This window comes from Pseudomonas stagnisoli (assembly GCF_048595745.1).
GTDB lineage: Bacteria > Pseudomonadota > Gammaproteobacteria > Pseudomonadales > Pseudomonadaceae > Aquipseudomonas > Aquipseudomonas alcaligenes_A.
In genome coordinates this window covers 249103-274589 of record NZ_CP184361.1, presented here as the reverse complement: position 1 = coordinate 274589, position 25487 = coordinate 249103, and the positions used below count along the sequence as shown (strand labels likewise).

Here is a 25487-nt window from a genome sequence, read left to right as displayed (position 1 = left end):
TGACTCAAGCCGCCGACGCCTGCGCGGCGGCAACCTTGCCGGTATCCACTCATCGGCAGGGGCCACCCATGCAACGCATCCGTGTACTCGACTCGCACACCGGCGGCGAACCGACCCGCCTGGTTATCGACGGCTTTCCCGACCTCGGCCGCGGCAGCATGGCCGAGCGCCGCCAGCTGCTCGCCGAGCGCTTCGACGCCTGGCGCGCCGCCACGGTGCTGGAGCCGCGCGGCAGCGACGTGCTGGTCGGCGCCCTGCTCTGTGAGCCGGTCGACCCCGCCGCCTGTGCCGGCGTGATCTTCTTCAACAACAGCGGCTACCTCGGCATGTGCGGCCACGGCACCATTGGCCTGGTGGTCTCGCTGGCTCACCTGGGGCGCATCGGCCCGGGCGTACACAAGATCGAGACGCCGGTCGGCACCGTCGAAGCGACCCTGCACGACGACCGCTCGGTGAGCGTGCGCAACGTGCCGGCATACCGCTACCGCCAGGCGGTCGCAGTCGAGGTGCCGGGGCATGGCCGGGTGGTCGGCGATATCGCCTGGGGCGGCAACTGGTTCTTCCTGATCAGCGAACACGGCCTGCGTGTGGCCGGCGATAACCTCGAAGCGCTCACCGCCTACTCGGTGGCCGTACAGCAGGCCCTCGAAGACCAGGGCCTGCGCGGCGAGGACGGCGGCCTGATCGATCATATCGAGCTGTTCGCCGACCCTGAACTGCCGGAAGGCTCGCAGCGAAGCGTCGCGAGCGAAGAGGGGGCTAGGCAAGAACAGGCGAAGAAGCGCAGTTTACGGGCGGTAAATGAGCATTCTGAGCCTGCTCTTAACGACGCCCCATCGAGCGCAGCAGCTTCGCTGCGAGCCGACAGCCGCAACTTCGTGCTCTGCCCCGGCAAGGCCTACGACCGCTCGCCCTGCGGCACCGGCACCAGCGCCAAGCTGGCCTGCCTGGCCGCCGACGGCAAGCTGCAGCCAGGCCAGCTGTGGCGCCAGGCCAGCGTGATCGGCAGCCAATTCGAGACCCACTACGAGCACGCCGAAGGCGGCCGCATCATCCCCACCATCCGTGGCCGCGCACACCTCAGCGCCGAGGCCACCCTGCTGATCGAGGCGGACGACCCCTTCGCCTGGGGCATTCGCCTGTGAGCGACGTGATCGTCATCGGTGGCGGCATCGTCGGCGCCGCCTGTGCCCGCGAACTGGCCAAGCGCGGCCAGCGCGTGCTGGTGCTGGATGCCGGCCTGCGCGCCGCCACCGCCGCCGGCATGGGCCACCTGATCGTACTGGACGACAACCCGGCGGAACTCGCGCTCAGCCAGTACTCCGTGCAGCGCTGGCGCGACTGGGCGCGGGAGATGCCGGACGACTGCGCCTACCGGCAGAACGGCACCCTGTGGCTGGCCGCCAATGCCGAGGAGATGGCGGTGGCCGAGGCCAAGTACCAGGTGCTGCGCGAGCACGGCCTGGACTGCGAGCTGCTCGGCGCCGGCGCCCTGCGCGCCGCCGAGCCGGAGCTGCGCGACGGCCTGCACGGCGGCCTGCGGGTCGGCGGCGACGGCATCCTCTACGCCCCCAATGCCGCGCGCTGGCTGCTCGACCACCCGCTGATCGAGCAGCGCCGGGCACAGGTGGTCGAGATCGACGGCGCCCGCGTGCGCCTGCAGGACGGCAGCTGGCTGGGCGCCCAGGCGGTGATCCTGGCCGGCGGCACCCACGTCACCGAACTCTGTCCGGAGCTGCCGGTGGAGCCGAAGAAGGGCCACCTGCTGATCACCGACCGCTACCCGGGGCGCATCAGCCATACCCTGGTGGAGCTGGGCTACGTCACCAGCGCGCACAACGCCACGGGCCCCTCGACCGCCGCCAATATCCAGCCCAGGCCGACCGGCCAGCTGTTCATCGGCGCCTCGCGCCAGTTCGGCACCCTCGACCCCGAGGTCGAGCCCTGGATGCTGGCCAAGATGCTGCGCCGCGCCGTGCACTACATGCCCGGCCTGGCCAGGCTCAACGGCATCCGCGCCTGGACCGGCTTCCGCGCCGCCAGCCCGGACGGCCTGCCGCTGCTCGGCGAGCACCCGCAGCGCTGCGGCCTCTGGCTGGCGGTCGGCCACGAGGGCCTGGGCGTCACCACCGCGCCGGGCAGCGCCGACCTGCTCATCGCCCAGCTGTACGGCGAAACCGCGCCGCTGGCGCCCGAGCCCTACCTGCCACAACGCTTCCCCGGAGTCCGTGCGCATGCCTGAACTGATTCTCGACGGCCACCCGCTGCGCGTGGCCGAGGGCACCACGGTGGCCGCCGCGCTGGCACTCGGCGGCGACGGCAGCAGCCGAACCTCGGTCAGCGGCCAGCGCCGCGCGCCGGTGTGCGGCATGGGCGTGTGCCAGGAATGCCGGGTGACCATCGACGGCCAGCGCCGCCTGGCCTGCCAGACCCTGTGCCGCGACGGCATGCGCGTGGAGAGCCAGCCATGAAGGTGGACATCCTCATCGTCGGCGCCGGCCCCGCCGGCATGGCCGCGGCCCTGGCCGCCGCGCCGAGCGGCGCGCGCATCGCCGTGCTCGATGACAACCCCGCCGCCGGCGGGCAGATCTGGCGCGCCGGCCCGCAGGCGCACATCCCAAAGCTGGCCCGCGAACATCGAAGGCGCCTGGAGGCGCAAGCCAGTATCCAGCTGCTGCCGGCCAGCCGCGTGGTGGCCCTGGCCGGGCCCCAGGCGCTGCTGGTGGAAGACCCCGAGCAGGGCCGGGTGATCGAGTACGAAAAACTGATCCTGTGCACCGGCGCGCGCGAGCTGCTGCTGCCCTTCCCCGGCTGGACCCTGCCGGGCGTCACCGGCGCCGGTGGCCTGCAGGCGCTGATCAAGGGCGGCCTGCCGGTGGCCGGCGAACGCATCGTCATCGCCGGCAGCGGCCCGCTGCTGCTGGCCAGCGCCGCCACCGCGCGGGACAACGGCGCCCGGGTGCTGAATATCCTGGAACAGGCACCGTGGTCCGCCGTGGCCGGCTTCGCCGCGCAGCTGCCGCGCTGGCCGCACAAGCTGCTGCAATCATTCGGCCTGTTCCATCGCGGTTACCGGGCCAGCAGCCATGTGGTCGAAGCCCTCGGCGACGGGCGCCTGGAAGCGCTGCGCCTGAACATCGGCGGGCAGCTGCGCGAAATCGCCTGCGAGCGCCTGGCCTGCGGCTTCGGCCTGGTGCCCAATCTGCAGCTGGGCCAGGCGCTGGGCTGCCATATAGACAACAGCGCCATCGCCGTCGACGCCTGGCAGGCCACCAGCCTGGCCGGGGTCTACGCCGCCGGCGAGAGCACCGGCTTCGGCGGCAGCGAGAAGGCATTGGTGGAAGGCGCCATCGCCGGTCATGCGGCGGTCGGCGAGCGCGAAGCGGCGCAGCGCCTGTGGTCGCAGCAGGCGCGCTGGCACGGCTTCGCCCGCGCGCTGAATGGCGCCTTCGCCCTCGGCGACGCGGTGAAGCGACTGGCCCGGCCGGACACCCTGATCTGCCGCTGCGAGGACGTGCCGCTATCGGCCGTAACCGATCACCAGGGCTGGAGCCAGGCCAAGCTGGCCAGCCGCTGCGGCATGGGCGCCTGCCAGGGCCGCGTGTGCGGTGCCGCCGCCCAGGTGCTGTTCGGCTGGCAGCCGCCAGCGCCGCGCCCGCCCTTCAGCCCGGCGCGCATCGACACCCTGCTGCAGCTCGGCGACGAACCTCACTCCCAGGCGTAGAGCCAGCCCACCGCCACCACCCGCTCGCCGGCGAGGGCCACCAATAGCTGGTCGTGCTCGCCACGCCAGTGATAGCTCCACAGCGCGCCGGCCGGCGCGCCGCGCCATTCGGTGCGGCGCAGCCAGTCGGCATGCTCGGCGGTGCCAGGCGCCACCTGGCGATCCGGCTCACCCATCAGCCTGCGCACGCCGGCGCCATCGGGGCGCTCCTGCAACAGCCGCTCGGCCAGGTCCTGCATTAGCTGGTGCTTGCGCCCCTGCCAGGCATCCAGATCCTGGCGCCAGGGGCTGCCGTCGAAATGCCCGCGCTGCTGGCGCAGTTGCGCCCATTCCGCGGCCAGCGGGTCCTCAACGGTCGCCCCGGCACTGCAGCCCAGAGCCAGGAGCAAGGGCAGGAGTAAAGCGAACGACTTCGTGCAACGCATAAATTGCCACCATGTCATTAGTATCTGCAGCGATCTACAGAAAAAACACCGTCATCCTGCGAGAAATTGACAGCCCTCGGAAGGGCTTCTAGGTTTTCTCGCACTCTCGTTGTCAGACCGGCCACCTGTACCCCCAAGGCCAGGAAGGGATTTCCCAGCGCCTGTGCAGTCGTCAGCCAGAGCTTCCACTGCCGCACGTCGAGGCGCCTTCCACAAGAGGGCGCCAGAAACCGCCATTGCCTTATCGGGCCTGGCGACACAACAACACATGGATAGGAACTCAAGCATGATAAAGCGGAAGTTAACCCTCGCCCTTGCCACCCTCTGCGTGCTGCAGGCGGCCCAGGCCAACAACGAGATCCAGGCCCAGGACGACTTCCTCCTGCTGGAGCAGGAGAAAGCCAACAACCAGGTGTACAAGGCCTTCTTCCCCAACCTAAAGATCGCCCGCAAGGCGGCCATCAGCTTCCACGGCCAGTTGCTCGAATCGCACTACGAGCAGGGCTACCTGATCATGGAGCTGACCGAGGAAGAACAGCAGAAGCTGGCCGTGTTCGGCTTCACCTTCGCGGTGGCCGACGACTTCATCGCCAAGCGCAACCAGATCCTCGGCAAGATCCAGCAACGCCTGCAGCAGCGTAGCCTGAGCAGCAGCGCGGCCAGCGACGTGAGCATCGCCAGTATTCCCGGCTATGCCTGCTACGAGACGGTGGAGGAGACCTACGCGGCCGCCGCCGGCATGGCCAGCCAACGCCCGCAGCTGGCCGAATGGCTCAACGTCGGCCAGTCCTGGGAAAAGACCCAGGGCCTTGGCGGCTATGACATCGGCGTACTCAAGCTGACCAACAAGGACAAGCCCGGCGACAAGCCCAAGCTGCTGATCAACAGCGCCATCCACGCCCGCGAGTACACCACCGCGCCACTGGTGCTGGCCTTCGCCCGCTGGCTGGTCGATGGCTACGGCGTGGACGCGGACGCCACCTGGATTCTCGACCACCACGAAGTGCACCTGATGCTGCACACCAACCCGGACGGTCGTAAGAAGGCCGAGACCGGGCTGTCCTGGCGCAAGAACACCAACCAGAACTACTGTGGGCCGAACAGCAACAGCCGCGGCGCCGACCTCAACCGCAACTTCAGCTTCGGCTGGAACAGCACCAACGGCCAGGGCTCCAGCGGCGATCAGTGCAACGACACCTACCGCGGCCCCAGCGCCGGCTCCGAGCCGGAGGTGCAGACGCTGGAGGCCTATGCGCGCAGCCTGTGGCCGGACCGCCGCGGCCCCAACCGCAACGATGCCGCGCCGAGCAGCACCAGCGGCATCCACCTGGACATCCACAGCTACAGCGAGCTGGTGCTCTGGCCCTGGGGCGACACCAGCCAGGCCGCGCCCAACGGCACCGCACTGCAGACCCTGGGGCGCAAGTTCGCCTTCTTCAACGGCTATACCCCGCAGCAGTCGGTCGGCCTCTACCCCACCGACGGCACCAGCGACGGCATCAGCTACGGCGAACTGGGCGTGGCCGCCTACACCTTCGAGCTGGGCACGCAGTTCTTCCAGACCTGCGCCGTGTACCAGAACACCGTGAAGCCAAAGAACCTGCCGGCGCTGATCTATGCCGCCAAGGTGGTGCGCACCCCATACCTCACGCCGGCCGGGCCGGACGTGGCCAGCGTCACCCTGAGCGGCGGCGCCGCCACCGATGGCGTGCCGGCCGGCACGCCGGTAACACTCAGCGCCACGGCCAGTGACCTGCGCTTCAGCACTGCCAACGGTACCGAGGCCACGCAGAACATCGCCGCTGCCGAGTACTACCTCGACAAGGCGCCCTGGGAGGCCGGCGCCACGCCGATCGCCCTGCTACCGCAGGACGGCGCCTTCAACGCCAAGAGCGAAAGCCTCACCGGCAACGTCGACACCACCGGTCTGGCCACCGGCAAGCACCTGCTCTATGTGCGCGCCCGCGACGCTGGCGGCAGCTGGGGCGCGGTCAGCGCCAGCTTCCTGGTGATCGGCGAGGGTACGCCACAGCCCAGCTACTGCAGCGCCGCCAGCGGCAACGCCAATGCCGAGTGGATCGGCCAGGTGCAGGTCGGCACCTTCAGCCGCAGCTCCGGTGCCAGCACCTACAGCGACTTCACCGCCCAGGTGATCGACCTGCAACGTGGCGCCAACAGCCTGCGCCTGACCCCGCAGTTTTCCGGGCGCGCCTACCCCGAGTACTGGAAGGCCTGGATCGACCTGAACAAGGACGGCGACTTCCTCGACGCCGGCGAAGAGGTGTACAGCTCCGGCCGCGCCCTCAGCACGGTGGCCAGCGGCAATCTCAACGTGCCGGCCAACGCCCCGGCGGGCAAAACGCGCCTGCGCATCGCCATGCGCTACAACGCCGCGCCCGTCCCCTGCGGCAGCTTCAACTACGGCGAAGTGGAGGACTACAGCGTACGCCTGCAGTAACCCATGAGTGGCCCGCCACCCGGCGGGCCACTTGTCCCCGCCGAACCTCGCTGCGCAGAATGGGCGCCCCGAAGGCCAGTGACCGTCCCATGCTCGACCTGCTGCCGTCCACCGCTCCCGCCGACCTGCCCAGCCTGCTCGCCAGCCTGAGCGCCGTTGCCCCGCTGCTGGATGCCATGCCCGGCGTGGTGTTCTTCGTCAAGGACGCGCAGGCGCGCTACGTGCTGGTCAACCAGACCCTGGCCACCCGCTGCGGCTACCGCGACAAGGGCGAGCTGCTCGGGCGCACCGCCGAGGAAGTGTTCCCCTCGCGCTTCGGCCCGCTCTACACCGCCCAGGATAAAGAGGTGCTAGAGGCTGGCAGCCTACTCGCCGACCAGCTGGAGCTGCACCTCTACCCTGGCCGCCAGCCCGGCTGGTGCCTGACCCACAAGCTGGCGCTGCGCAATCTCTCCGGACAGGTCATCGGCATGGCCGGCATCTCCTGCGACCTGCCGGCGGCCCAGGCGGCGCACCCGGCCTACCAGAAGCTGGCAGCGGTGGACGAGCACATCCGCCAGCACTACGCCCAGCCGATCAGCCTGGCCGAGCTGACCGCCATCGCCGGCCTTTCGGTGGCGCAGCTGGAACGCCACTGCAAGCGCATCTTCCAGCTCACCCCGCGGCAGATGATCCACAAGGCGCGCCTGGGCGCGGCCTCGCAGCTGCTGCTCGGCGAGCTGCCGATCACCGAGATCGCCCTGCGCTGCGGCTACACCGACCACAGCGCCTTCAGCCGGCAGTTCAAGGCCCTCACCGGCCTCTCCCCCAGCCAGTACCGCGACTCCCACCGCCAGCCCTGACGAGCGCCGGGTGCAACCCGTCGTGTTCCGTTTGTGGGCACGCCGGCGCATCCATGCTTCGTTCTGTAACACCAAGCGGTCACGAAAAGGGCCGACTAGTCTTTCAGTCACCGCTGCATCCAGCCGTCCGGGCCGATGTGGCGCGGGCTGGGCGATTCATCGCGTCTGCTCCGGGCAATCCGGCACAGCCCTTGCTAATCAAATATCGTATACGAAATTCAAGATACATCTGTTTCATCTGCCAACCATCAGACACACATGAGGCTGCACATGAATAGAAAGACCCTCGCCATCGCCCTCGGCGCCGCACTCAGCGCTTCCCTGGCCGCCACCGCCCAGGCCGACAAGCTCGATGACATCATCGAGTCCGGCAAGCTGCGCTGCGCCGTGACCCTGGACTTCCCGCCCATGGGCTTCCGCGACGAGAACAACAACCCGGCCGGCTTCGACGTGGACTACTGCGCCGACCTGGCCAAGGTCCTCGGCGTGGAGCCGGAAGTGGTCGAAACGCCCTTCCCCGACCGCATCCCGGCGCTGGTTTCCGGCCGTGCCGACGTGATCGTCGCCTCCACCTCCGACACCCTGGAGCGCGCCAAGACCGTGGGCATGACCATCCCCTACTTCGCCTTCCAGATGGTCGTGCTGACCCGCGAGGACGCCGGGGTGAACAGCTACGCCGACCTCAAGGGCAAGAAGCTGGGCAACACCAGCGGCACCTACGAGGCCATCGCCCTGGAGAAAGACCAGAAGGCCTGGGGCTCGGGCAGCTTCCGCGCCTATCAGTCGCAGAACGACACCATCCTCGCCGTGGCCCAGGGCCACATCGACGCCACCGTGGTGACCAACACCGTGGCCGCCGCCACCCTCAAGTCCGGCAAGTACAAGGGCCTGAAAGTCGCCGGTGACGCGCCCTACGTGGTCGACTACGTGTCCCTGGCCGCCAAGCGCAGCGAGTACGGCCTGCTCAACTACCTCAACCTGTTCGTCAACCAGCAGGTGCGCAACGGCCGTTACGAGGAGCTGTGGAAGAAGTGGGTCGGCGACGAGATCAAGCCGGCCAACCTGACCGTGCCCGGCGTGTACTACTGATCGCGCGCGCCCGGGAGAGATGACGATGTCCGTACTGTCCATCGAGGGTCGCAGTCTGGTCGCGGGACGGGGGCAGGGCAGCCTGCTCCACGCCGACCTGGGCCTGAGCTTCTGGGGCGGCGTCGACCCGTTCAGCGGCGAGGTGATCGACCGTCACCACCCGCTGAGCGGGCAATCCCTGGCCGGGCGCGTGCTGGCCATTCCCAGTGGACGCGGCTCCTGCACCGGCAGCAGCGTCCTGCTGGAACTGATCCTCAACGGTCCGGCACCGGCGGCCCTGGTGCTGGCCGAACCCGACGAGATTCTCACCCTCGGCGCCCTGGTCGCCGAGCATGTATTCGATGTGCAGTTGCCGGTGCTGTGCATCGGCCACGCCGCCTTCGCCGCGCTGGCGGCCCATGCCGGCGCCAGCGTGCGGGTCGACGGCACGCACCTGCAGGTGTTCGACGCCGCGCCGAACGATGGCTGGCAGGCCACGCCGATCGCCCACGACGGCAGCCACCCGCCGAGCCTGACGCTGAGCGCCTTCGATCGTGCCATCCTCGCCGGCGAGCAGGGCCGCGCCGCCCAGGTGGCCATGCAGCTGGTGCTGCGCATGGCCGAGCTGCAGGGCGCGCGCGAACTGCTCGACGTGACCCAGGCGCACATCGACGGCTGCATCTACACCGGCCCGGCCTGCCTGCGCTTCGCCCGTCAGTTGCTGGACTGGGGCGCGAAGGTCAGCGTACCGACCACCCTCAACGCGATCTCGGTGGACCAGCGCCGCTGGCGCGCCCTGGGCATCGCCCCGGCCTTCGGCGAGCCGGCCAGCGAACTGGGCGACGTCTACATGGCCATGGGCGCTGCGCTCAGCTTCACCTGCGCGCCCTACCTGCTGGACAGCGCGCCCAAGGCCGGCGAGCAGATCGTCTGGGCCGAGTCCAATGCCGTGGTCTACGCCAACAGCGTGCTGGGTGCGCGCACCCTCAAGTACCCGGACTACCTGGACATCTGCATCGCCCTGACAGGCCGCGCGCCGCGCTGCGGCAGCCACCTCGACGAGGGTCGCCACGCGCGCCTGCTGATCGAGGTGGAAACCCCGCAGGACGCGGATGACAGCTTCTGGCCGCTGCTCGGCTACCACGTCGGCCTGCTCAGCACCGTCGACATCCCGGTGCTCAGCGGCCTTGAGCACAGCGCGCCAAATACCGACGACCTCAAGGCCTTCGGTGCCGCCTTCGCCACCACCTCAGCGGCGCCCATGTTCCATATCGCCGGAGTCACCCCCGAGGCTCCGGATGTGGCCAGCGCCCTCGGCGGCCAGGCGCCCACCCGGCAGCTGCGGGTGACCCGCGCCGACCTGCTGGGCAGCTGGCGGGAGCTGAACAGCGCCGACTCGGCCGACGTCAGCCTGGTGGCCCTGGGCAATCCACACTGCTCGGCCACCGAGCTGGCGCGCCTGGCCGAGCTCTGCGCGGGCCGCCAGCGCCACCCGGACACTGCCCTGGTGGTGACCTGCGGCCGTGCCGTGCACGAACAGGCCAAGGCCGCCGGCCATGTCGCCACGCTGGAGCGCTTCGGCGCCAACCTGATCACCGACACCTGCTGGTGCATGCTCGGCGAGCCGGTGGTACCGCCGGGCAGCCACAACCTGATGACCAATTCGGGCAAGTACGCCCACTACGCCCCCGGCCTGGCGGGCCGCCAGGTGCACTTCGGCAATCTCGCCGCCTGCGTCGAGGCCGCCTGCACGGGGCGCAACCAGGGACAACTCCCGGCCTGGCTGGGTCAACTTCCACCCCAAGGGAATCGCTGATCGATGTTCGATTACACCTTCCACTGGCGCTCGGCCTTCAAGGCCCTGCCGGACATGCTGGCGGGCGCCTGGGTGACCCTGGAGACGGCAGCCCTGTCGATGCTCCTGGGTACCCTGATCGCCCTGCTGCTGACGGTGATGCGGCAGATGCAGCACCCGGTGCCACGGCATTTCGCCAACACCTGGGTGTCCATCGCCCGCAACACCCCGTCGCTGTTCCAGATCTACATCCTCTACTTCGGCCTCGGCAGCTTCGGCCTGCACGTCAGCTCCTGGGTTGCCCTGGTCGCGGGGATCACCTTCAACAACGCCGGCTACCTGGCGGAGAACTTCCGCGGCGGCCTCAAGGCGGTGCCGGAGACGCAGATGAAGGCGGCCCGCTCGCTGGGCATGAGCGCCTTCCAGGCCTACCGCCTGATCATCGTCCCGCAGCTGCTGCGCATCGTCTTCCACCCGCTGTCCAACCAGATGGTCTGGGCCGTGCTGATGACCTCGCTGGGCGTGATCGTCGGGCTGAACAACGACCTCACCGGGGTCACCCAGGACTACAACGTGAAGACCTTCCGTACCTTCGAGTACTTCGCCATCGCGGCGGTGCTCTATTACCTGATCGCCAAGACCATCGTGCTCGCCGCACGCCTGATGGCCTGGCGTCTGTTCCGCTACTGAGGGAGGCGCGCACATGTTCGAAACCAGCCTCACCTCCAACGACCTGCTGTTCATGCTGCAGGGTGCCTGGGTCACCCTCAAGCTGACCGCCGGCGCCATGCTCATCGGCACCCTGGCCGGCGTGCTGTTCGGCCTGCTGCGCGCCGCCCTGCCGCGCGCCACCCTGCCGCTGGCCTGGGTGCTCGATGTGTTCCGCAGCGTGCCGCTGCTGATCCAGTTCGTCCTGTTCAATGCCCTCAAAAGCATCGCCGGGATGGACATGAGCGCCTTCACCGTCGGCTGCATCGTGCTCGGCGTGTATGCCGCGGCCTTCTGTACCGAAGTGGTGCGCAGCGGCGTGCTGGCCGTGCCGCCGAACCTGCGCCGCGCTGCGCGCTCGCTGGGCATGAGCTACAGCCAGGACCTGCGCTACATCGTGCTGCCGATCGCCACCCGGGTGGCCTTCCCCGGCTGGCTCAACCTGGTGCTCAGCGTGATGAAAGACACCGCGCTGGTCATGTGGATCGGCATCGTCGAGCTGCTGCGCGCCTCGCAGACCATCGTTACCCGTATTCAGGAGCCGCTGCTGGTGCTGTGCATCGCCGGCCTCATCTACTACGTCATGAGCCTGGTGGTGGCCCAGCTGGGCGCCCGGCTGGAGAAAAGGTGGCAGGAAAATGATTGAGATCGACAACGTCTACAAATCCTTCGGCGACCTCGAAGTCATCAAGGGTGTCAGCCTGACGGTGAACAAGGGCGAGGTGGTGTCGATCATCGGCGGCTCCGGCTCCGGCAAGAGCACCCTGCTGATGTGCATCAACGGCCTGGAGCCGATCCAGAAGGGCAGCATCCGCGTCGACGGCACCGAAGTGCACGCGCCGGCCACCGACCTCAACAAGCTGCGGCAGAAGATCGGCATCGTGTTCCAGCAGTGGAACGCCTTCCCCCACCTGACCGTGCTGGAGAACGTCATGCTGGCGCCGCGCAAGGTGCTCGGCCTGAGCAAGCAGGAAGCCGAGGCCATGGCCGTCAAGCAGCTCACCCACGTGGGCCTGGCGGACAAGCTCAAGGTGTTCCCCAGCAAGCTTTCCGGCGGCCAGCAGCAGCGCATGGCGATCGCCCGCGCGCTGGCCATGAGCCCGGACTACATGCTGTTCGACGAGGCCACCAGCGCCCTCGACCCGCAGCTGGTGGGCGAGGTGCTGGACACCATGCGCCTGCTCGCCGAGGAAGGCATGACCATGATCCTGGTCACCCACGAGATCCGCTTCGCCCGCGACGTGTCCGACCGCGTGGCGTTCTTCCGCAACGGCCTGGTGCACGAGATCGGCGCGCCCGAGCAGGTCATCGGCAACCCGCAGAAGCCGGAAACCGCGGACTTCCTCAAGTCGGTGCTTTAACGACTCCCTCTCCCTCTGGGAGAGGGCCAGGGTGAGGGAACTACAGGCCCCTCGCAATACAGGAGCAACGCATGCGTTCGAGCAAGGTCATCCATGTGGTCAGCTGCCACGCCGAGGGCGAGGTCGGTGACGTCATCGTCGGCGGCGTCGCGCCGCCGCCGGGCGCCTCCCTGTGGGAACAGTCGCGCTGGATCGCCCGCGACCAGGAGCTGCGCAACTTCGTGCTGAACGAGCCGCGCGGCGGCGTGTTCCGCCACGTCAACCTGCTGGTGCCGGCCAAGGACCCGAGGGCGCAGATGGCCTGGATCATCATGGAGCCGGCCGACACGCCGCCCATGTCCGGCTCCAACTCGCTGTGCGTGTCCACCGTGCTGCTCGACAGCGGCATCCTGCCGATGACCGAGCCGGAGACGCGCCTGGTGCTGGAAGCGCCGGGCGGCCTGATCGAGGCCGTGGCCCAGTGCCGCGACGGCAAGGTGCAGCGAGTCGAGGTGAAGAACGTGCCGTCCTTCGCCGACAGGCTGGACGCCATGATCGAGGTCGAGGGCCTCGGCACGCTGAAGGTCGACACCGCCTACGGCGGCGACAGCTTCGTCATCGCCGATGCGCGTACCCTGGGCTTCGCCCTGACCGCCGACGAGGCCGCCGACCTGGTCGCCGTGGGCCTGAAGATCACCCGCGCGGCCAACGAGCAGCTGGGTTTCGTCCATCCGCTGAACAAGGATTGGGACCACATCTCCTTCTGCCAGATCGCCGCGCCGGTGGAGCGCATCGATGGCGTGCTGACCGCCGCCAACGCGGTGGTGATCCGCCCCGGCAAGATCGACCGTTCGCCCTGCGGCACCGGCTGCTCGGCGCGCATGGCGGTGCTGCACGCCAAGGGCCAGATGCAGGATGGCGAACGCTTCGTCGGCCGCTCGATCATCGGCTCCGAGTTCCACTGCCGCATCGCCGGCGTCACCGAAGTCGCCGGGCGCCCGGCCATCCACCCCTGCCTGTCCGGCCGGGCCTGGATCACCGGCACCCACCAGCACCTGCTCGACCCCGACGACCCCTGGCCGCAGGGCTACCGCCTCTCGGACACCTGGCCGGTCGAGCCGCAACCATGACCCTGTTTCTTAAAGATCTGATAACCGCCGCCGCGCCGGCGCACTGAACCGGGCCCAGGCCCACGCCATGGAAACAAGGGCGGATACCGCCTCCTTGCTTCCGTATACGAAATACTCTGACTCTGCCCAGGAGGCGACAGCATGAACAGCACCATCTTCACCGGTACCATCCCCGCCCTGATGACCCCCTGCACCGCCGAGCGCAAGCCGGACTTCGACGCCCTGGTGCGCAAGGGCAAGCAGCTGATCGAGGCCGGCATGAGCGCCGTGGTCTACTGCGGCTCCATGGGCGACTGGCCGTTGCTCACCGAGGCCGAACGCCAGGAAGGGGTGGCGCGCCTGGTCGCCGCCGGCATCCCGACCATCGTCGGCACCGGTGCGGTGAACAGCCGCGAGGCGGTATCCCACGCTGCCCACGCCGCCAAGGTCGGCGCCCACGGCCTGATGGTCATTCCGCGCGTGCTGTCGCGCGGTGCTTCGCCGGCCGCCCAGGAAGCCCACTTCGGCGCCATTCTGGAAGCGGCGCCGCAGCTGCCGGCGGTGATCTACAACAGCCCCTACTACGGCTTCGCCACCCGCGCCGAGCTGTTCTTCAAGCTGCGCCGCCAGTACCCCAACCTGATCGGCTTCAAGGAGTTCGGCGGCGCCGCCGACATGCGCTACGCCGCCGAACACATCACCTCGCAGGATGACCAGGTGATCCTCATGGCCGGCGTCGACACCCAGGTGATGCATGGTTTCGTCAACTGCGGTGCGACCGGCGCCATCACCGGCATCGGCAACGTCCTGCCGCGCGAGGTGCTGCAGCTGGTCGAGCTGAGCAAGCAGGCCGCCAAGGGCGACGCCGTCGCCCGCCGCCGCGCCCTGGAGCTGTCCGAGGCGCTCAACGTGCTGTCGTCCTTCGACGAGGGCTGCGACCTGGTCCTCTACTACAAGTACCTGATGGTGCTGGGCGGCGACCCAGAGTACAGCCTGCACTTCAACCCCAGCGACGCGCTCAGCGCCGCCCAGCGCAACTACGCCGAGACCCAGTACAAGCTGTTCCGCCAGTGGTACGCCAACTGGTCGGCCGCCTGATCGCCGTGCTGCGGCCGGGTGCTTCCGGGCATCCGGCCGATCTGCCATGGCAACGCTGATCTCACAGGCACCCGACAGGAGCTAACCATGCCCGCCATCACCGGCCACAACTTCATCGCCGGCGCCCGCAGCGCCGCCGGCAAGACCATCCTGCACAGCCTCGACGCCAGCACCGGCGAGACGCTGCCCTACGCCTTCCACCAGGCCACCGAGGCCGAGGTGGACGCCGCCGCCCGCGCCGCCGAGGCGGCCTACCCGGCCTACCGTGCCCTCAGCCCGGAACGCCGCGCCCAGTTCCTCGACGCCATCGCCGAGCAGATCGACGCCCTCGGCGACGACTTCGTCCAGCTGGTGTGCCGCGAGACCGCCCTGCCGGCCGCGCGCATCCAGGGCGAACGCGGTCGCACCAGCGGGCAGATGCGTCTGTTCGCCAGGGTGCTGCGCCGCGGCGACTTCCTCGGCGCACGCATCGACCGCGCCCTGCCCGAGCGCCAGCCACTGCCGCGCCCGGACCTGCGCCAGTACCGCACCGGCGTCGGCCCGGTGGCGGTGTTCGGCGCCAGCAACTTCCCGCTGGCCTTCTCCACCGCCGGCGGCGACACCGCCGCGGCGCTGGCCGCCGGCTGCCCGGTGGTGTTCAAGGCGCACAGCGGCCACATGGCCACCGCAGAATTGATGGCGCAGGCGATCCTCCGCGCCGCCGAGGCCACCGGCATGCCGGCCGGCGTGTTCAACATGGTCTACGGCGGCGGAGTCGGCGAGTGGCTGGTCAAGCACCCGGCGATCCAGGCGGTCGGTTTCACCGGCTCGCTGAAGGGCGGTCGCGCCCTGTGCGACATGGCTGCCGCGCGCCCGCATCCCATCCCGGTGTTCGCCGAGATGAGCTCGATCAACCCGGTGCTGATGCTGCCGGCCGCCCTGGCCGCGCGCGGCGAGAAGATCGCCCGTGAACTGGCCGACTCGGTGGTGCAGGGCTGCGGCCAGTTCTGCACCAACCCGGGCCTGGTCATCGGCATCGCCTCGCCGGCCTTCAGCCTGTTCGTCGCCAACCTGATCGCCGAGATCGGCCAGCGCCCGCCACAGGCCATGCTCAACGCCGGCACCCTGGGCAGCTACGAACGCGGCCTGGCCGCGCTGCACGCCCATCCGGGGCTGCAGCACCTGGCCGGCCAGCCGCAGGAAGGTCGCCAGGCCCGCCCGCAACTGTTCCAGGCCGATGTCGCACTGCTGCTCAACGGCGACGAGCTGCTGCAGGAAGAGGTGTTCGGCCCGGTCACCGTGGTGGTGGAAGTGGCCGACAAAGCCGAGCTGATTCGCGCGTTGCAGCGCCTGCGCGGCCAGCTGACCGCCACCCTGACCGCCGAGCCGGCGGATCTGGAAGCCCACGGCGACCTGCTGCCGCTGCTGGAGCAGAAGGTCGGCCGGGTGCTGTTCAACGGTTATCCGACCGGCGTGGAAGTGTGCGACGCGATGGTCCATGGCGGCCCCTACCCGGCCACTTCGGATGCGCGCGGCACCTCGGTCGGCAGCCTGGCCATCGACCGTTTCCTGCGCCCGGTGTGCTACCAGAACTGCCCAGACGCCCTGCTGCCGGACGCCCTGAAAAACGCCAACCCGCTGGGCCTGGCCCGGCTGGTCGACGGCATTACCACGCGGGAATCGCTGGCCTGAAACACCTTGTGTCGGCTCAGCCACCAGCGCTTCTCTCCCTCAGCCCCGGTTCGCCGGGGCTTTTTTTGCCTATGGGAAAGTCCCCTCTCCCTCCGGGAGAGGGCCGGGGTGAGGGGACGCGGAGCTGCCAGCCCTGTGGCCCGGATGGCATCCGGGAGCGGAGTCGCCTGCCTCCCGGACTTCATCCGGGCTACTGTCCGTTACGCCAATAGCGCGCGCAGATCGCGGTACAGACCATCGTCGAGCTCCACGCCCTCGACCAGGCTCCTGGCACGTGCCTCGTAACGGCGCTGCGACGGCAGCCGCGCGCCCTGGCTCTGGATCGCTTCGAACAGCGCCTCGGCGCGGGCCAGGTGCTGGTCGGCCTGCGCGCCGAGGAAGCGCTGCGGGTCGAGGGCGATGATCAGCTCGCCGTGGTATGGCAGCGCGTTGGCGCCACCGTCGAAGGCGCCGGATTCGAGGCTGGTGAGATCGCCGATCAGCGGCCCGGCGATCAGCTCGATCATCGTCGACAGGGCCGAGCCCTTGTGCCCGCCGAAGGTCAGCATGGCGCCGTGGTCGAGTACTTCGGCGGCCTCGCTGCTCGGCTGGCCGTGGCGGTCGACGCCCCAGCCCGGCGGCAGCGGCGCACCGGAACGTCGGTGCAGCTCGATCTCGCCACGGGCGATGGCACTGGTGGCGAAGTCGAAAACGAAGGGATGACCACCGGCGCGCGGCCAGCCGAAGGCGACGGGGTTGGTGCCGAACAGCGGGCGGCTGCCACCGGCCGGCGCCACGTAGGCCTGAGTCGGGTTGCAGGCCAGCGCCACCAGGCCCAGCTCGGTCAGCGCCTCCATCTCGACCCACAGCGCGGAGAAGTGCACGCAGCGGTTGATCGCCATGGCGGCGATGCCGTTGTGCCGGGCCTTGTCCGCCAGCAGCGGCAGACCGGCGGCGAAGGCCAACTGGGAGAAGCCGCCATGGGCATCGACCCGCACCAGCGACGGCGCCTGGTCGATCACCTCGGGCTCGGCATCGGCCACCGCCTTGCCAGCCTTGAGCGTGTGCACGATGCCGAGCAGGCGCCACAGACCGTGCGACTTGCAGCCGTCGCGCTCGCCGGCGGTCACGGTGGCGGCGATGGCCTGGGCGAAGGCCTCGCTGAAACCAGCATGACGCAGGATGGCGGCGGCCAGCTCATGGGCCTCGGTAAGGGTCAGTCGGGTCATAACGGGCTCCTGGCAGTCTGCCCGTTACAGTGGCCCGTCGCGGCCGCCAAGGCTTGATCGCTTTGCACGCGCGGCATGCCGAATTCGGCATACCGCTGGCAGGGCTCAGGCCGCCTGGCGACGGGGCGTGGCGCGTTCGAGCAGGAAGCCGGTGGGGAGCAGATCGGGATAGTCGTGGAGCTCGCGCTGCAGGCGGCGCTGCTCGGCGTATTCCTCGATGGCGCGGCGGAAGGCCATGCGACGCTGGTCTTCCAGCTTGCGGCGGGTCTTGCTGTCGTGAACGGGTTCGGCGTGATGCAGGCTCATCGCGGGGCTCCTAGTCCGATAACGGGAGCCCAGCATGCGCGCGGGGGCGTGACGCTTTGGCGGCGCGTCGATGAATCTTGCGTGACGCTAGTCCTCGGCGCTGCGCACCGACTTGGGCGACAGGCGCAGACTGCGCAGGCTGCGTTTGACGCTCTTGAGGTGGTTGACCAGGTCCGGGCCGCGGGCCATGGCCACGCCCATGGCCAGCACGTCGATCACCACCAGGTGGGCGATGCGCGAGGTCAGCGGCGTGTAGATCTCGGTATCTTCCTGCACATCGATGGCCAGGTTGACGGTGGCCAGGTCGGCCAGCGGGGTCTGGCTCGGGCACAAGGTGATCAGGGTGGCGCCGGACTCGCGCACCAGGTTGGCGGTGATCAGCAGGTCCTTGGAACGGCCGGACTGGGAGATGCAGATGGCCACATCGGTGGGCTTGAGCGTCACCGCGCTCATCGCCTGCATGTGCGGGTCCGAATAGGCAGCGGCGGTCAGCAGCAGGCGGAAGAACTTGTGCTGGGCGTCGGCGGCCACCGCGCCGGAGGCGCCGAAGCCGTAGAACTCGATGCGCTGGGCATGGGCGATGGCATTGATGGCGCGCTGCAGGGCCTGCGGATCGAGGCGCTCGCGCACCTCCATCAGGGTGTGCAGGGTGGTGTCGAAGATCTTCAGGCTGAAGTCCGCCACCGAGTCGTCCTCGTGGATGGCGAACTGGCCGAAGCTGGCACCGGCCGCCAGGCTCTGCGCCAGCTTCAGCTTGAGATCCTGGAAACCGCTGCAGCCGATGGCCCGGCAGAAGCGCACGATGGTCGGCTCGCTGATGCCGACTTCCTGGGCCAGGTCGGCCATGGAGCTGTGCATCACTGCGGACGGGTCCTGCAGGACGTGATCGGCGACCTTCAGTTCGGACTTGCGGAGCAGGTGACGGGACTGGGCGATGTGCTGCAGAAGATTCACGGGCAGGGCTCTGTTGTCGTCTCGATGACCAAGGCGCCGGCTCGCGGCGGTTTCGCCCAGCCTGTTATGATCGGCTGTAGCGTGCTTGTAGTTATACTACATGAGCGCCCGAACCGCACAGGCAAACCCGGCCGGAGGCCTACCGTTGAATAGCCCTTGTGACATGCTGGTATTCGGCGGCACCGGTGACCTGGCCCTGCACAAGCTGCTGCCGGCGCTCTACCACCTGCATCGCGACGGCCGCCTGCCAGCCGATATGCGCATCCTCGCGGCGGCACGCAATGTGCTGAACCGTGCCGAGTACCAGGCCCTGGCCGAACGCCGCTGCCGCGCCCAGGTAGCACGCAGCGACTTCGACAACGACACCTGGGCCAGCTTTGCCGCGCGCCTGGACTACCTGGCCATGGACCTGTCGCAGAGCGCCGAATTCGGCCGCCTGGCCCGGTTCCTCGGCACCCATGCCTGCGACCGCGGGCGCATCTACTACCTGGCCACCGCGCCGGACCTGTTCGAAGCCATCGCCGAACACCTGGCCATCGCCGGGCTGGCCGGCAGCGATACGCGCATCGTGCTGGAGAAGCCGATCGGCCGCTCGCTGGAGTCGGCCCGCGAGATCAACGCCGCCATCGGCGCGGTGTTCAGCGAGCCGCAGGTGTTCCGCATCGACCACTACCTGGGCAAGGAGACGGTGCAGAACCTGATGGCACTGCGCTTCGCCAATGCCCTGTTCGAGCCGATCTGGCGTGCCGGGCACATCGACCACGTGCAGATCAGCGTCAACGAGACGCTCGGCGTGGAAAATCGCGGCGCCTACTACGACAAGGCCGGCGCCATGCGCGACATGGTGCAGAACCACCTGCTGCAGCTGCTCTGCCTGGTCGCCATGGAAGCGCCGGTGCGCTTCGACGCCGAGTCGGTGCGCAATGAAAAGGTGAAGATCCTCGAAGCGCTCAAACCCATCGCCGGCCTCGACGTGCACGACAAGACGGTGCGCGGCCAGTACGTCGCCGGGAAGATCGGCGGGCAGGAAGTGCCGGCGTACTACTTCGAGAAACATGTCGACAACGACAGCGATACCGAAACCTTCGTCGCCATTCAGGCCGAGATCGACAACTGGCGTTGGGCCGGCGTGCCCTTCTACCTGCGCACCGGCAAGCGCATGGCGAAAAAGTGCTCGGAGATCGTCATCCAGTTCAAGCCGGTGCCGCACCGCCTGTTCGAAGGCAGCCAGGCCAACCGCCTGGTCATCAGCCTGCAGCCGGAGGAACGCATCACCCTGCAGCTGATGGGCAAGAGCCCAGGCAAGGGCATGCAGCTGACCCCCATCGAGCTGGACCTCAACCTGGCCCAGGTGTTCCCGCAGAAGCGCCGCTGGGATGCCTACGAGCGCCTGCTGCTGGACGTGATCGAAGGCGATTCGACGCTGTTTATGCGCCGCGACGAAGTCGAGGCAGCCTGGGCCTGGATCGACCCCATCCTCAAGGGCTGGCAGGACAACTACCAGGACCCGCGCCCCTACCCCGCCGGCCGCAACGGCCCGGAACAGGCCAACACCCTGCTGGAGCTGGCCGGGCGCGAGTGGGAAGACTAAGCAGGTAAGCGCTTTCGCCCTCATTTGGTGACAACAGTACTGCTGAGCCAGATCAATGCAGTCAGCGCGCGAGCAAGGCAGAGTTCGCGCTTTTCTGCCAAGACTTCGCTCTTATGTTGCCACTTCACGCCCCCGAACTCCTCTCCCCCGCCGGCACCCTCAAGGCCATGCGCCATGCCTTCGCCTATGGCGCCGATGCCGTGTATGCCGGGCAGCCGCGCTACAGCCTGCGGGTGCGCAATAACGAGTTCGATCACGCCAACCTGGCTATCGGCATCGCCGAGGCGCATGCCCAGGGCAAGCGCTTCTACGTGGTGGTCAACATCGCGCCGCACAACGCCAAGCTGAAGACCTTTCTCAAGGACCTGGAGCCGGTGGTGGCGATGGGGCCGGATGCGCTGATCATGTCCGACCCCGGCCTGATCATGCTGGTACGCGAGCATTTCCCGCAGATGCCGGTGCACCTGTCGGTGCAGGCCAATGCGGTGAACTGGGCCAGCGTGGAGTTCTGGCGCCGCCAGGGGCTCTCCCGGGTGATTCTGTCCCGCGAGCTGGCGCTGGAGGAGATCGAGGAGATCCGCCAGCAGGTGCCGGACATGGAACTGGAGGTGTTCGTCCACGGCGCGCTGTGCATGGCCTATTCCGGGCGCTGCCTGCTGTCCGGCTACATCAACAAGCGCGACCCCAACCAGGGTACCTGCACCAACGCCTGCCGCTGGCAGTACCAGGCCCATGAGGGCCGGGAGAATGAGCTGGGCGCTATCGTGCGCGGCTGCCAGCCGACCCTCGGCGAGGGCCCCACGACCGAGCGCCTGTTCCTGCTGGAAGACGAGAGCCGCCCCGGCGAGTTGATGGAGGCCTTCGAGGACGAGCACGGCACCTACATCATGAACTCCAAGGACCTGCGCGCCCTGCAGCACGTCGAGCGGCTGACGCGCATGGGCGTGCATTCGCTGAAGATCGAGGGCCGCACCAAGAGCCACTTCTACGTGGCGCGCACCGCCCAGGTGTATCGCCGCGCCATCGACGACGCCGTCGCCGGCCGCCCGTTCGACCTGCGCCTGATGGACGACCTGGAATCACTGGCCAACCGCGGCTACACCGAGGGCTTCCTGCGCCGCCACGTGCACGACGAATACCAGAACTACGAACGCGGCAATTCGCTGTCCGAACGCCAGCAGTTCGTCGGCGAATTCACCGGCGCGCGCCGTGGCGAGCTGGCCGAAGTGCGGGTGAAGAACCGCTTCGCCGTCGGCGACCAGCTGGAGCTGATGACCCCGCGCGGCAACCTGCAGTTCAGCCTGTCTGCCCTGGAGAAGGCCTGCGGCGAGCGTACCGAGCTGGCGCCGGGCGACGGTCATATCGTCTACCTGCCGCTGCCAGCGGAGGTCGCCCTGGAGCATGCCCTGCTGCTGCGCCAGTTGGCCTAAGCCGGGCACGCCCCTATACTGCGCGCCCTCGCAGGAGAGCGAGGCGCCCTTGGCGCCTCCGCCGAAGGCGCAAACTCCCATGATCGCTCAGGCCCAGCACTGCGAGATTCCGATATAGCCGTCTGGAGAGCGGTCGCCCAGAGCGACCCACCGAAGGGGCAAGCGGCCACGCCGCGCAAACTCTCAGGTACAGGGGACAGGGGGAGAGGCACCTGACGCAGGAATTCTGTGTGCTGCTCTACGTCTATCTGATCGCCATCACCGCCGAAGCCATGTCCGGGGCACTTGCCGCCGGCAAACGCAACATGGACCTGTTCGGCGTCGCCCTCATCGCCTTCATCACCGCCCTCGGCGGCGGCACCGTGCGCGACATCCTGCTGGGCAACTTCCCGGTGGGCTGGACCCAGCACCCCGGCTACATCTACCTGACCATCGGCGCCGGCCTGTTCACCATGCTGATCGCGCGCTTCATGCACCACCTGCGCCAGCTGTTCCTGCTGCTCGATGCCATGGGCCTGATCGCCTTTACCGTGATCGGCTGTGACGTCGCCCTGAAACTGGGTTATCCGCTGCCGGTGGTGGTGATGGCCGGTGTGATCACCGGCATCTTCGGCGGCATCCTGCGCGACATCCTGTGCAACCGCCTGCCGCAGGTACTGCGCCACGAGCTGTACGCCAGCGTGTCGCTGCTGGTGGCCCTGCTCTACCTGAGCCTGCGCCACCTGGGCGTCGACGAGGACCTCAACCTGCTCGCCTCGTTCACCGCCGGGCTGGCCCTGCGCCTGGCGGCGATCCGCTGGCACTGGTCGCTGCCGGTGTTCTCCTATGCGCCGGGGCGCTGGAACGGCTGATCAGCACATCTCCGCCTGCGCCCGCAGCAGCTCGGCGAACTGCTCGGCCGGCACTGGTGGGCTGACCAGGTAGCCCTGGATCTCGTCGCAGCGCTGCAGCTTGAGGAAATCCATCTGCGCCTGGGTCTCGACACCCTCGGCCACCACCTTGAGCTCCAGGCCGTGGGCCATGGCGATGATGGCGCGGGTGATCGCCGCATCCTCGCCGCCGGCAGCCAGGTCGCGGACGAAGGTCTGGTCGATCTTCACGTAGTCCACCGGGAAGCGCTTGAGGTAGCTGAGCGAGGAGTAGCCGGTACCGAAGTCGTCGATCGCCAGCTTCACCCCCAGATCGCGCAGCTGCTGGAAGGTGGTGATGACGTTCTCCACGTTGTCCAGCAGGTGGCTCTCGGTCAGTTCCAGCTCCAGCAGGCGTGACGGCAGGTCGCTCTCGTCGAGCACCTGGCGCACCAGGCCGACCAGGTTGCCCTGGCGCAGCTGGTGCACCGACAGGTTGACCGACACCCGCAGGTCGGCCAGCCCCTGGCGCTGCCACTCGCGGGCCTGGCGGCAGGCCTGGCGCAGGACGAACTCGCCGATCGGGCCGATCAGCCCGGTTTCCTCGGCCAGCGGAATGAAGTCGCTGGGCGGCACCAGACCCAGCTCCGGGTGGCGCCAGCGTACCAGCGCTTCGGCGGCATTGAGGCTGTCGTCGAGCAGGCACAGCTTGGGCTGGTAGAACACCTCCAGCTGGTGCTCCTCGATGGCCTTGCGCAGCTGGTTCTCCAGCTGCAAACGCTCCAGGGTGCAGGCCTGCAGGTTGTCGGTATAGAACTGGAAGGTGTTGCCGCCCAGGTGCTTGGCGTGCTGCTTGGCCATGTCCGCCTGGCTGAGCAGGACGGCCAGCTCGCGGGCATTGTCCGGCAGCAGGCTGATACCGATCGAGGCGCTCACCACCAGCTCGTGACCAGCCACATCCATCGGCGTGCGCAGCTTGGCCAGCAGACGGCTGGCCGTGCGCGCCAGGGCCGAGAGGCTGCCGTAGTCGTCGAGGAGGATGGCGAACTCATCGCCGGCCAGACGCGCCACCGTGTGCGCCTCCGGCACGCTCTGGTTGAGGCGCCGGGCCATCTGCCGCAGCAGCTGGTCGGCCACTTCATGGCCGAGGCTGTCGTTGAGCAGCTTGAAGCGGTCCAGATCGATGTGCAGCAGGGCCATCTGCGTTTCGCTGTGCCGGGCCAGCTCGCAGGCCGTGTGCAGGCGTTCGCGGAACAGGCTGCGATTGGCCAGGCCGGTGAGTTCGTCATAGTGCGACAGGTAACGCAGGCGCTCCTCGGTCTGCCGGCGCTGCGACAGGTCGGAGAAGAAGCCGACGATGTGGCTGACCTGGCCACGGCTATCCTGCACCGCGTTGAGCTGCAGCCACTGCGGGTAAAGCTCGCCATTCTTGCGTGTTTCCACCAGCTCGCCGCGCCAGCTGCCATGCAGTTCCAGCTGCTCGCGGATGAGCTGGTACTGGCGAAGCGTCTCGCGGCTGCTGATCAGGGTGGCCACGCTGCGCCCGAGCACTTCGTCCTTGCGATAGCCGGTGACGTCGCTGAAGGCCTGGTTGACCGAAAGGATCAGGTAGTCGGCATCGAGGATGACGATACCCTCGCCACAGGCCTCGAACACCGTGGCGGCGAGGCGCTGCTGCTCGTCCACCAGCTTGCGCGCGGTGATGTCGCGGCGCGTGCCAAGCATGCGCAGCACCTGGCCCTGGGCGTTGCGTTCCACCGCGCGGCCACGGTCCTCGACCCAGCGCCAGCGCCCGTCGGCATGGCGCACACGGTATTCCACGCAGTAGCCGTCGGTACGCCCCTTGAGGTGCTCGACCAGGGCGCGGCGCAGCAGCGGCAGATCATCCGGGTGCAGGCGCGGCTTGAGGTGGCTGAGCACACCCTTCACCTCTTCCTGGCTGATGCCAAAGATGCTCTCCAGGTGGCTGTGATGAACCTCGTCGGTCTCCAGGTTCCAGTCCCACAGGCCCAGCTCGCTGGCCTCCAGCGCCAGGGCCAGGCGCTCCTCGCTCTTGCCCAGGGCATGGCTGGCGTCGTCCAGCTCCAGGGTGCGCTGGGCCACGCGGATCTCCAGCTCGCCGTGGGCCTGGCGCAGCTCGCGCTCGGCACGGCGGCGCTGCTCGACCTCGCGCGCCAGCTCCTGATTGAGGCCCTCGGCGCTCTCGCGAGCGTGCTCCAGGCTCTCGATCAGTGCCTGGTTCTGGAAGCGCCGCAACAGGCTGCGCTGGATCAGGCGGTTGACCTGCCAGGCGACCACGCACAGGCTCAGCAGCAGGATCAGCCCCAGCACGCCCCAGCCCTGCTGGATCGGGTTGTCGCTGAGCAACAGGTAGGCCACGGTGGGCAACAGGCAGGGCAGCGCGAACACCAGGAAGGCCGAACGGCTGATGGCATAGGCCACGCTGGCGGAGAGGATGGCCGCGGCGATCAGGCCATAGACCAGCGCCTGCAACAGGAAGCGCTCGGCCGGGACCAGGAAGATGGCGGCGAAGGCCAGGGTCAGGCCGGACAGCCCGGCGCCAAGCAGAAACACCCGGCGCCAGTGCGGGTTGGCCTGGCGCGACGGCAGCGCCGCCTTGAACGCCGTCATCTGGATCAGCCGCAGCACCGCCAGCAGCACCAGCCATACCAGCCAGCCGGCCAGCAGCAGACTGGGCTGCGGCTGCCAGAGCAGCGCCGCGCAGGTCAGACCGCTGAGGAGCATGAACAGGGTGGGAACCTGGGAACCCTGATAAAGCAAACGCGTTCGCTCCACCGCGATCTCGGTGGCGAACTGCTGATGAAGCGCACGCGACTCCTCCCCCACCGTGCCAGTGGAGGCCCCCCGAAGTGACTGTGTCATAGGCGATATTCTTGTAATGGGATGCCCGA

22 protein-coding genes and 2 riboswitches are annotated in these 25487 nt (G+C 68.5%); of the genes, 17 read left to right on the top strand and 5 right to left on the bottom strand.

Annotation, left to right across the window (positions count from 1 at the left end; translation table 11 throughout):
- Positions 1–68: 68 nt before the first annotated feature.
- The 4 genes from ACOAPY_RS01235 to ACOAPY_RS01220 are packed head-to-tail and all read left to right on the top strand — an operon-like array spanning position 69 to position 3724.
- Complete coding sequence (locus ACOAPY_RS01235; RefSeq protein WP_465154745.1) at positions 69–1145, top strand: proline racemase family protein; 1077 nt, start codon at positions 69–71, stop codon at positions 1143–1145.
- The gene (locus ACOAPY_RS01230) at positions 1142–2242 is read left to right on the top strand and encodes an NAD(P)/FAD-dependent oxidoreductase (RefSeq protein ID WP_465154744.1); all 1101 of its coding nucleotides are present in this window, start codon (positions 1142–1144) and stop codon (positions 2240–2242) included. Before ACOAPY_RS01235 ends, ACOAPY_RS01230 begins: the two co-directional genes overlap by 4 nt.
- Entirely contained in the window at positions 2235–2471 is a 237-nt protein-coding gene (locus tag ACOAPY_RS01225; RefSeq protein ID WP_465154743.1) for a (2Fe-2S)-binding protein, read from the top strand. Before ACOAPY_RS01230 ends, ACOAPY_RS01225 begins: the two co-directional genes overlap by 8 nt.
- Positions 2468–3724 (top strand): FAD-dependent oxidoreductase, encoded by a 1257-nt coding sequence (locus ACOAPY_RS01220; protein WP_465154742.1) that lies wholly within the window; start codon positions 2468–2470, stop codon positions 3722–3724. Before ACOAPY_RS01225 ends, ACOAPY_RS01220 begins: the two co-directional genes overlap by 4 nt.
- Here the strand turns inward: ACOAPY_RS01220 and ACOAPY_RS01215 are convergent.
- Positions 3709–4149 (bottom strand): hypothetical protein, encoded by a 441-nt coding sequence (locus tag ACOAPY_RS01215; RefSeq protein ID WP_237046024.1) that lies wholly within the window; start codon positions 4147–4149, stop codon positions 3709–3711. The genes ACOAPY_RS01220 and ACOAPY_RS01215 overlap by 16 nt on opposite strands.
- Positions 4150–4435: 286 nt before the next feature.
- Here ACOAPY_RS01215 and ACOAPY_RS01210 point away from each other — a divergent pair, with 286 nt between their 5' ends.
- The 10 genes from ACOAPY_RS01210 (at position 4436) to ACOAPY_RS01165 (ending at position 16238) form a co-directional block, all read left to right on the top strand.
- Positions 4436–6607 carry a M14 family zinc carboxypeptidase gene (locus ACOAPY_RS01210; RefSeq protein ID WP_465154741.1) on the top strand — a complete coding sequence of 724 codons (2172 nt, stop codon included), beginning with the start codon at positions 4436–4438 and terminating at the stop codon, positions 6605–6607.
- Positions 6608–6696: 89 nt separating this feature from the next.
- Positions 6697–7449: an AraC family transcriptional regulator gene (locus ACOAPY_RS01205; protein WP_178105097.1), complete on the top strand. Its 753-nt coding sequence runs from the start codon at positions 6697–6699 to the stop codon at positions 7447–7449.
- 270 nt (positions 7450–7719) lie between these two features.
- A complete protein-coding gene (locus ACOAPY_RS01200) occupies positions 7720–8538 on the top strand; it encodes an ABC transporter substrate-binding protein (RefSeq protein ID WP_076423616.1) in 819 nt (272 codons plus the stop codon).
- Between the two features lie 19 nt (positions 8539–8557).
- On the top strand, positions 8558–10333 hold the full coding sequence (gene lhpI, locus ACOAPY_RS01195) for a cis-3-hydroxy-L-proline dehydratase (protein ID WP_465154740.1): 1776 nt from the start codon (positions 8558–8560) through the stop codon (positions 10331–10333).
- Between the two features lie 3 nt (positions 10334–10336).
- Positions 10337–11002, top strand: a complete 666-nt coding sequence (locus ACOAPY_RS01190; protein WP_076423614.1) for an amino acid ABC transporter permease — start codon at positions 10337–10339, stop codon at positions 11000–11002.
- Positions 11003–11015: 13 nt separating this feature from the next.
- Positions 11016–11666: an amino acid ABC transporter permease gene (locus ACOAPY_RS01185; RefSeq protein WP_076423613.1), complete on the top strand. Its 651-nt coding sequence runs from the start codon at positions 11016–11018 to the stop codon at positions 11664–11666.
- Entirely contained in the window at positions 11659–12381 is a 723-nt protein-coding gene (locus tag ACOAPY_RS01180; protein WP_021702080.1) for an amino acid ABC transporter ATP-binding protein, read from the top strand. Before ACOAPY_RS01185 ends, ACOAPY_RS01180 begins: the two co-directional genes overlap by 8 nt.
- A gap of 71 nt (positions 12382–12452) precedes the next feature.
- Entirely contained in the window at positions 12453–13490 is a 1038-nt protein-coding gene (locus tag ACOAPY_RS01175) for a trans-3-hydroxy-L-proline dehydratase (RefSeq protein WP_465154739.1), read from the top strand.
- 141 nt (positions 13491–13631) lie between these two features.
- The gene (locus tag ACOAPY_RS01170; protein WP_465154738.1) at positions 13632–14567 is read left to right on the top strand and encodes a dihydrodipicolinate synthase family protein; all 936 of its coding nucleotides are present in this window, start codon (positions 13632–13634) and stop codon (positions 14565–14567) included.
- Positions 14568–14654: 87 nt separating this feature from the next.
- Complete coding sequence (locus ACOAPY_RS01165) at positions 14655–16238, top strand: aldehyde dehydrogenase (NADP(+)) (protein ID WP_465154737.1); 1584 nt, start codon at positions 14655–14657, stop codon at positions 16236–16238.
- A 200-nt stretch (positions 16239–16438) separates the two neighbouring features.
- Here ACOAPY_RS01165 and ACOAPY_RS01160 read toward each other — a convergent pair whose 3' ends face one another.
- The 3 genes from ACOAPY_RS01160 to hexR form a co-directional block, all read right to left on the bottom strand.
- Positions 16439–17446: an Ldh family oxidoreductase gene (locus tag ACOAPY_RS01160; RefSeq protein WP_465154736.1), complete on the bottom strand. Its 1008-nt coding sequence runs from the start codon at positions 17444–17446 to the stop codon at positions 16439–16441.
- Positions 17447–17551: 105 nt separating this feature from the next.
- Positions 17552–17752 (bottom strand): PA3496 family putative envelope integrity protein, encoded by a 201-nt coding sequence (locus ACOAPY_RS01155; RefSeq protein WP_465154735.1) that lies wholly within the window; start codon positions 17750–17752, stop codon positions 17552–17554.
- Between the two features lie 87 nt (positions 17753–17839).
- Entirely contained in the window at positions 17840–18706 is an 867-nt protein-coding gene (gene hexR / locus ACOAPY_RS01150; protein ID WP_061902765.1) for a transcriptional regulator HexR, read from the bottom strand.
- A 100-nt stretch (positions 18707–18806) separates the two neighbouring features.
- Between hexR and zwf the strand changes: the two genes are divergently transcribed.
- The 3 genes from zwf (at position 18807) to ACOAPY_RS01135 (ending at position 22578) form a co-directional block, all read left to right on the top strand.
- Positions 18807–20297: a glucose-6-phosphate dehydrogenase gene (gene zwf, locus ACOAPY_RS01145; protein WP_465154734.1), complete on the top strand. Its 1491-nt coding sequence runs from the start codon at positions 18807–18809 to the stop codon at positions 20295–20297.
- A 113-nt stretch (positions 20298–20410) separates the two neighbouring features.
- Positions 20411–21727, top strand: a complete 1317-nt coding sequence (gene trhP, locus ACOAPY_RS01140) for a prephenate-dependent tRNA uridine(34) hydroxylase TrhP (RefSeq protein WP_465154733.1) — start codon at positions 20411–20413, stop codon at positions 21725–21727.
- Positions 21728–21748: 21 nt separating this feature from the next.
- Positions 21749–21839: riboswitch (glycine riboswitch) on the top strand.
- A riboswitch (glycine riboswitch) is annotated at positions 21840–21937 on the top strand.
- Between the two features lie 20 nt (positions 21938–21957).
- Positions 21958–22578 (top strand): trimeric intracellular cation channel family protein, encoded by a 621-nt coding sequence (locus ACOAPY_RS01135; protein WP_076581839.1) that lies wholly within the window; start codon positions 21958–21960, stop codon positions 22576–22578.
- Here the strand turns inward: ACOAPY_RS01135 and ACOAPY_RS01130 are convergent, their stop codons facing one another.
- Complete coding sequence (locus ACOAPY_RS01130) at positions 22579–25458, bottom strand: putative bifunctional diguanylate cyclase/phosphodiesterase (protein WP_465154732.1); 2880 nt, start codon at positions 25456–25458, stop codon at positions 22579–22581.
- Positions 25459–25487 lie beyond the last annotated feature (29 nt).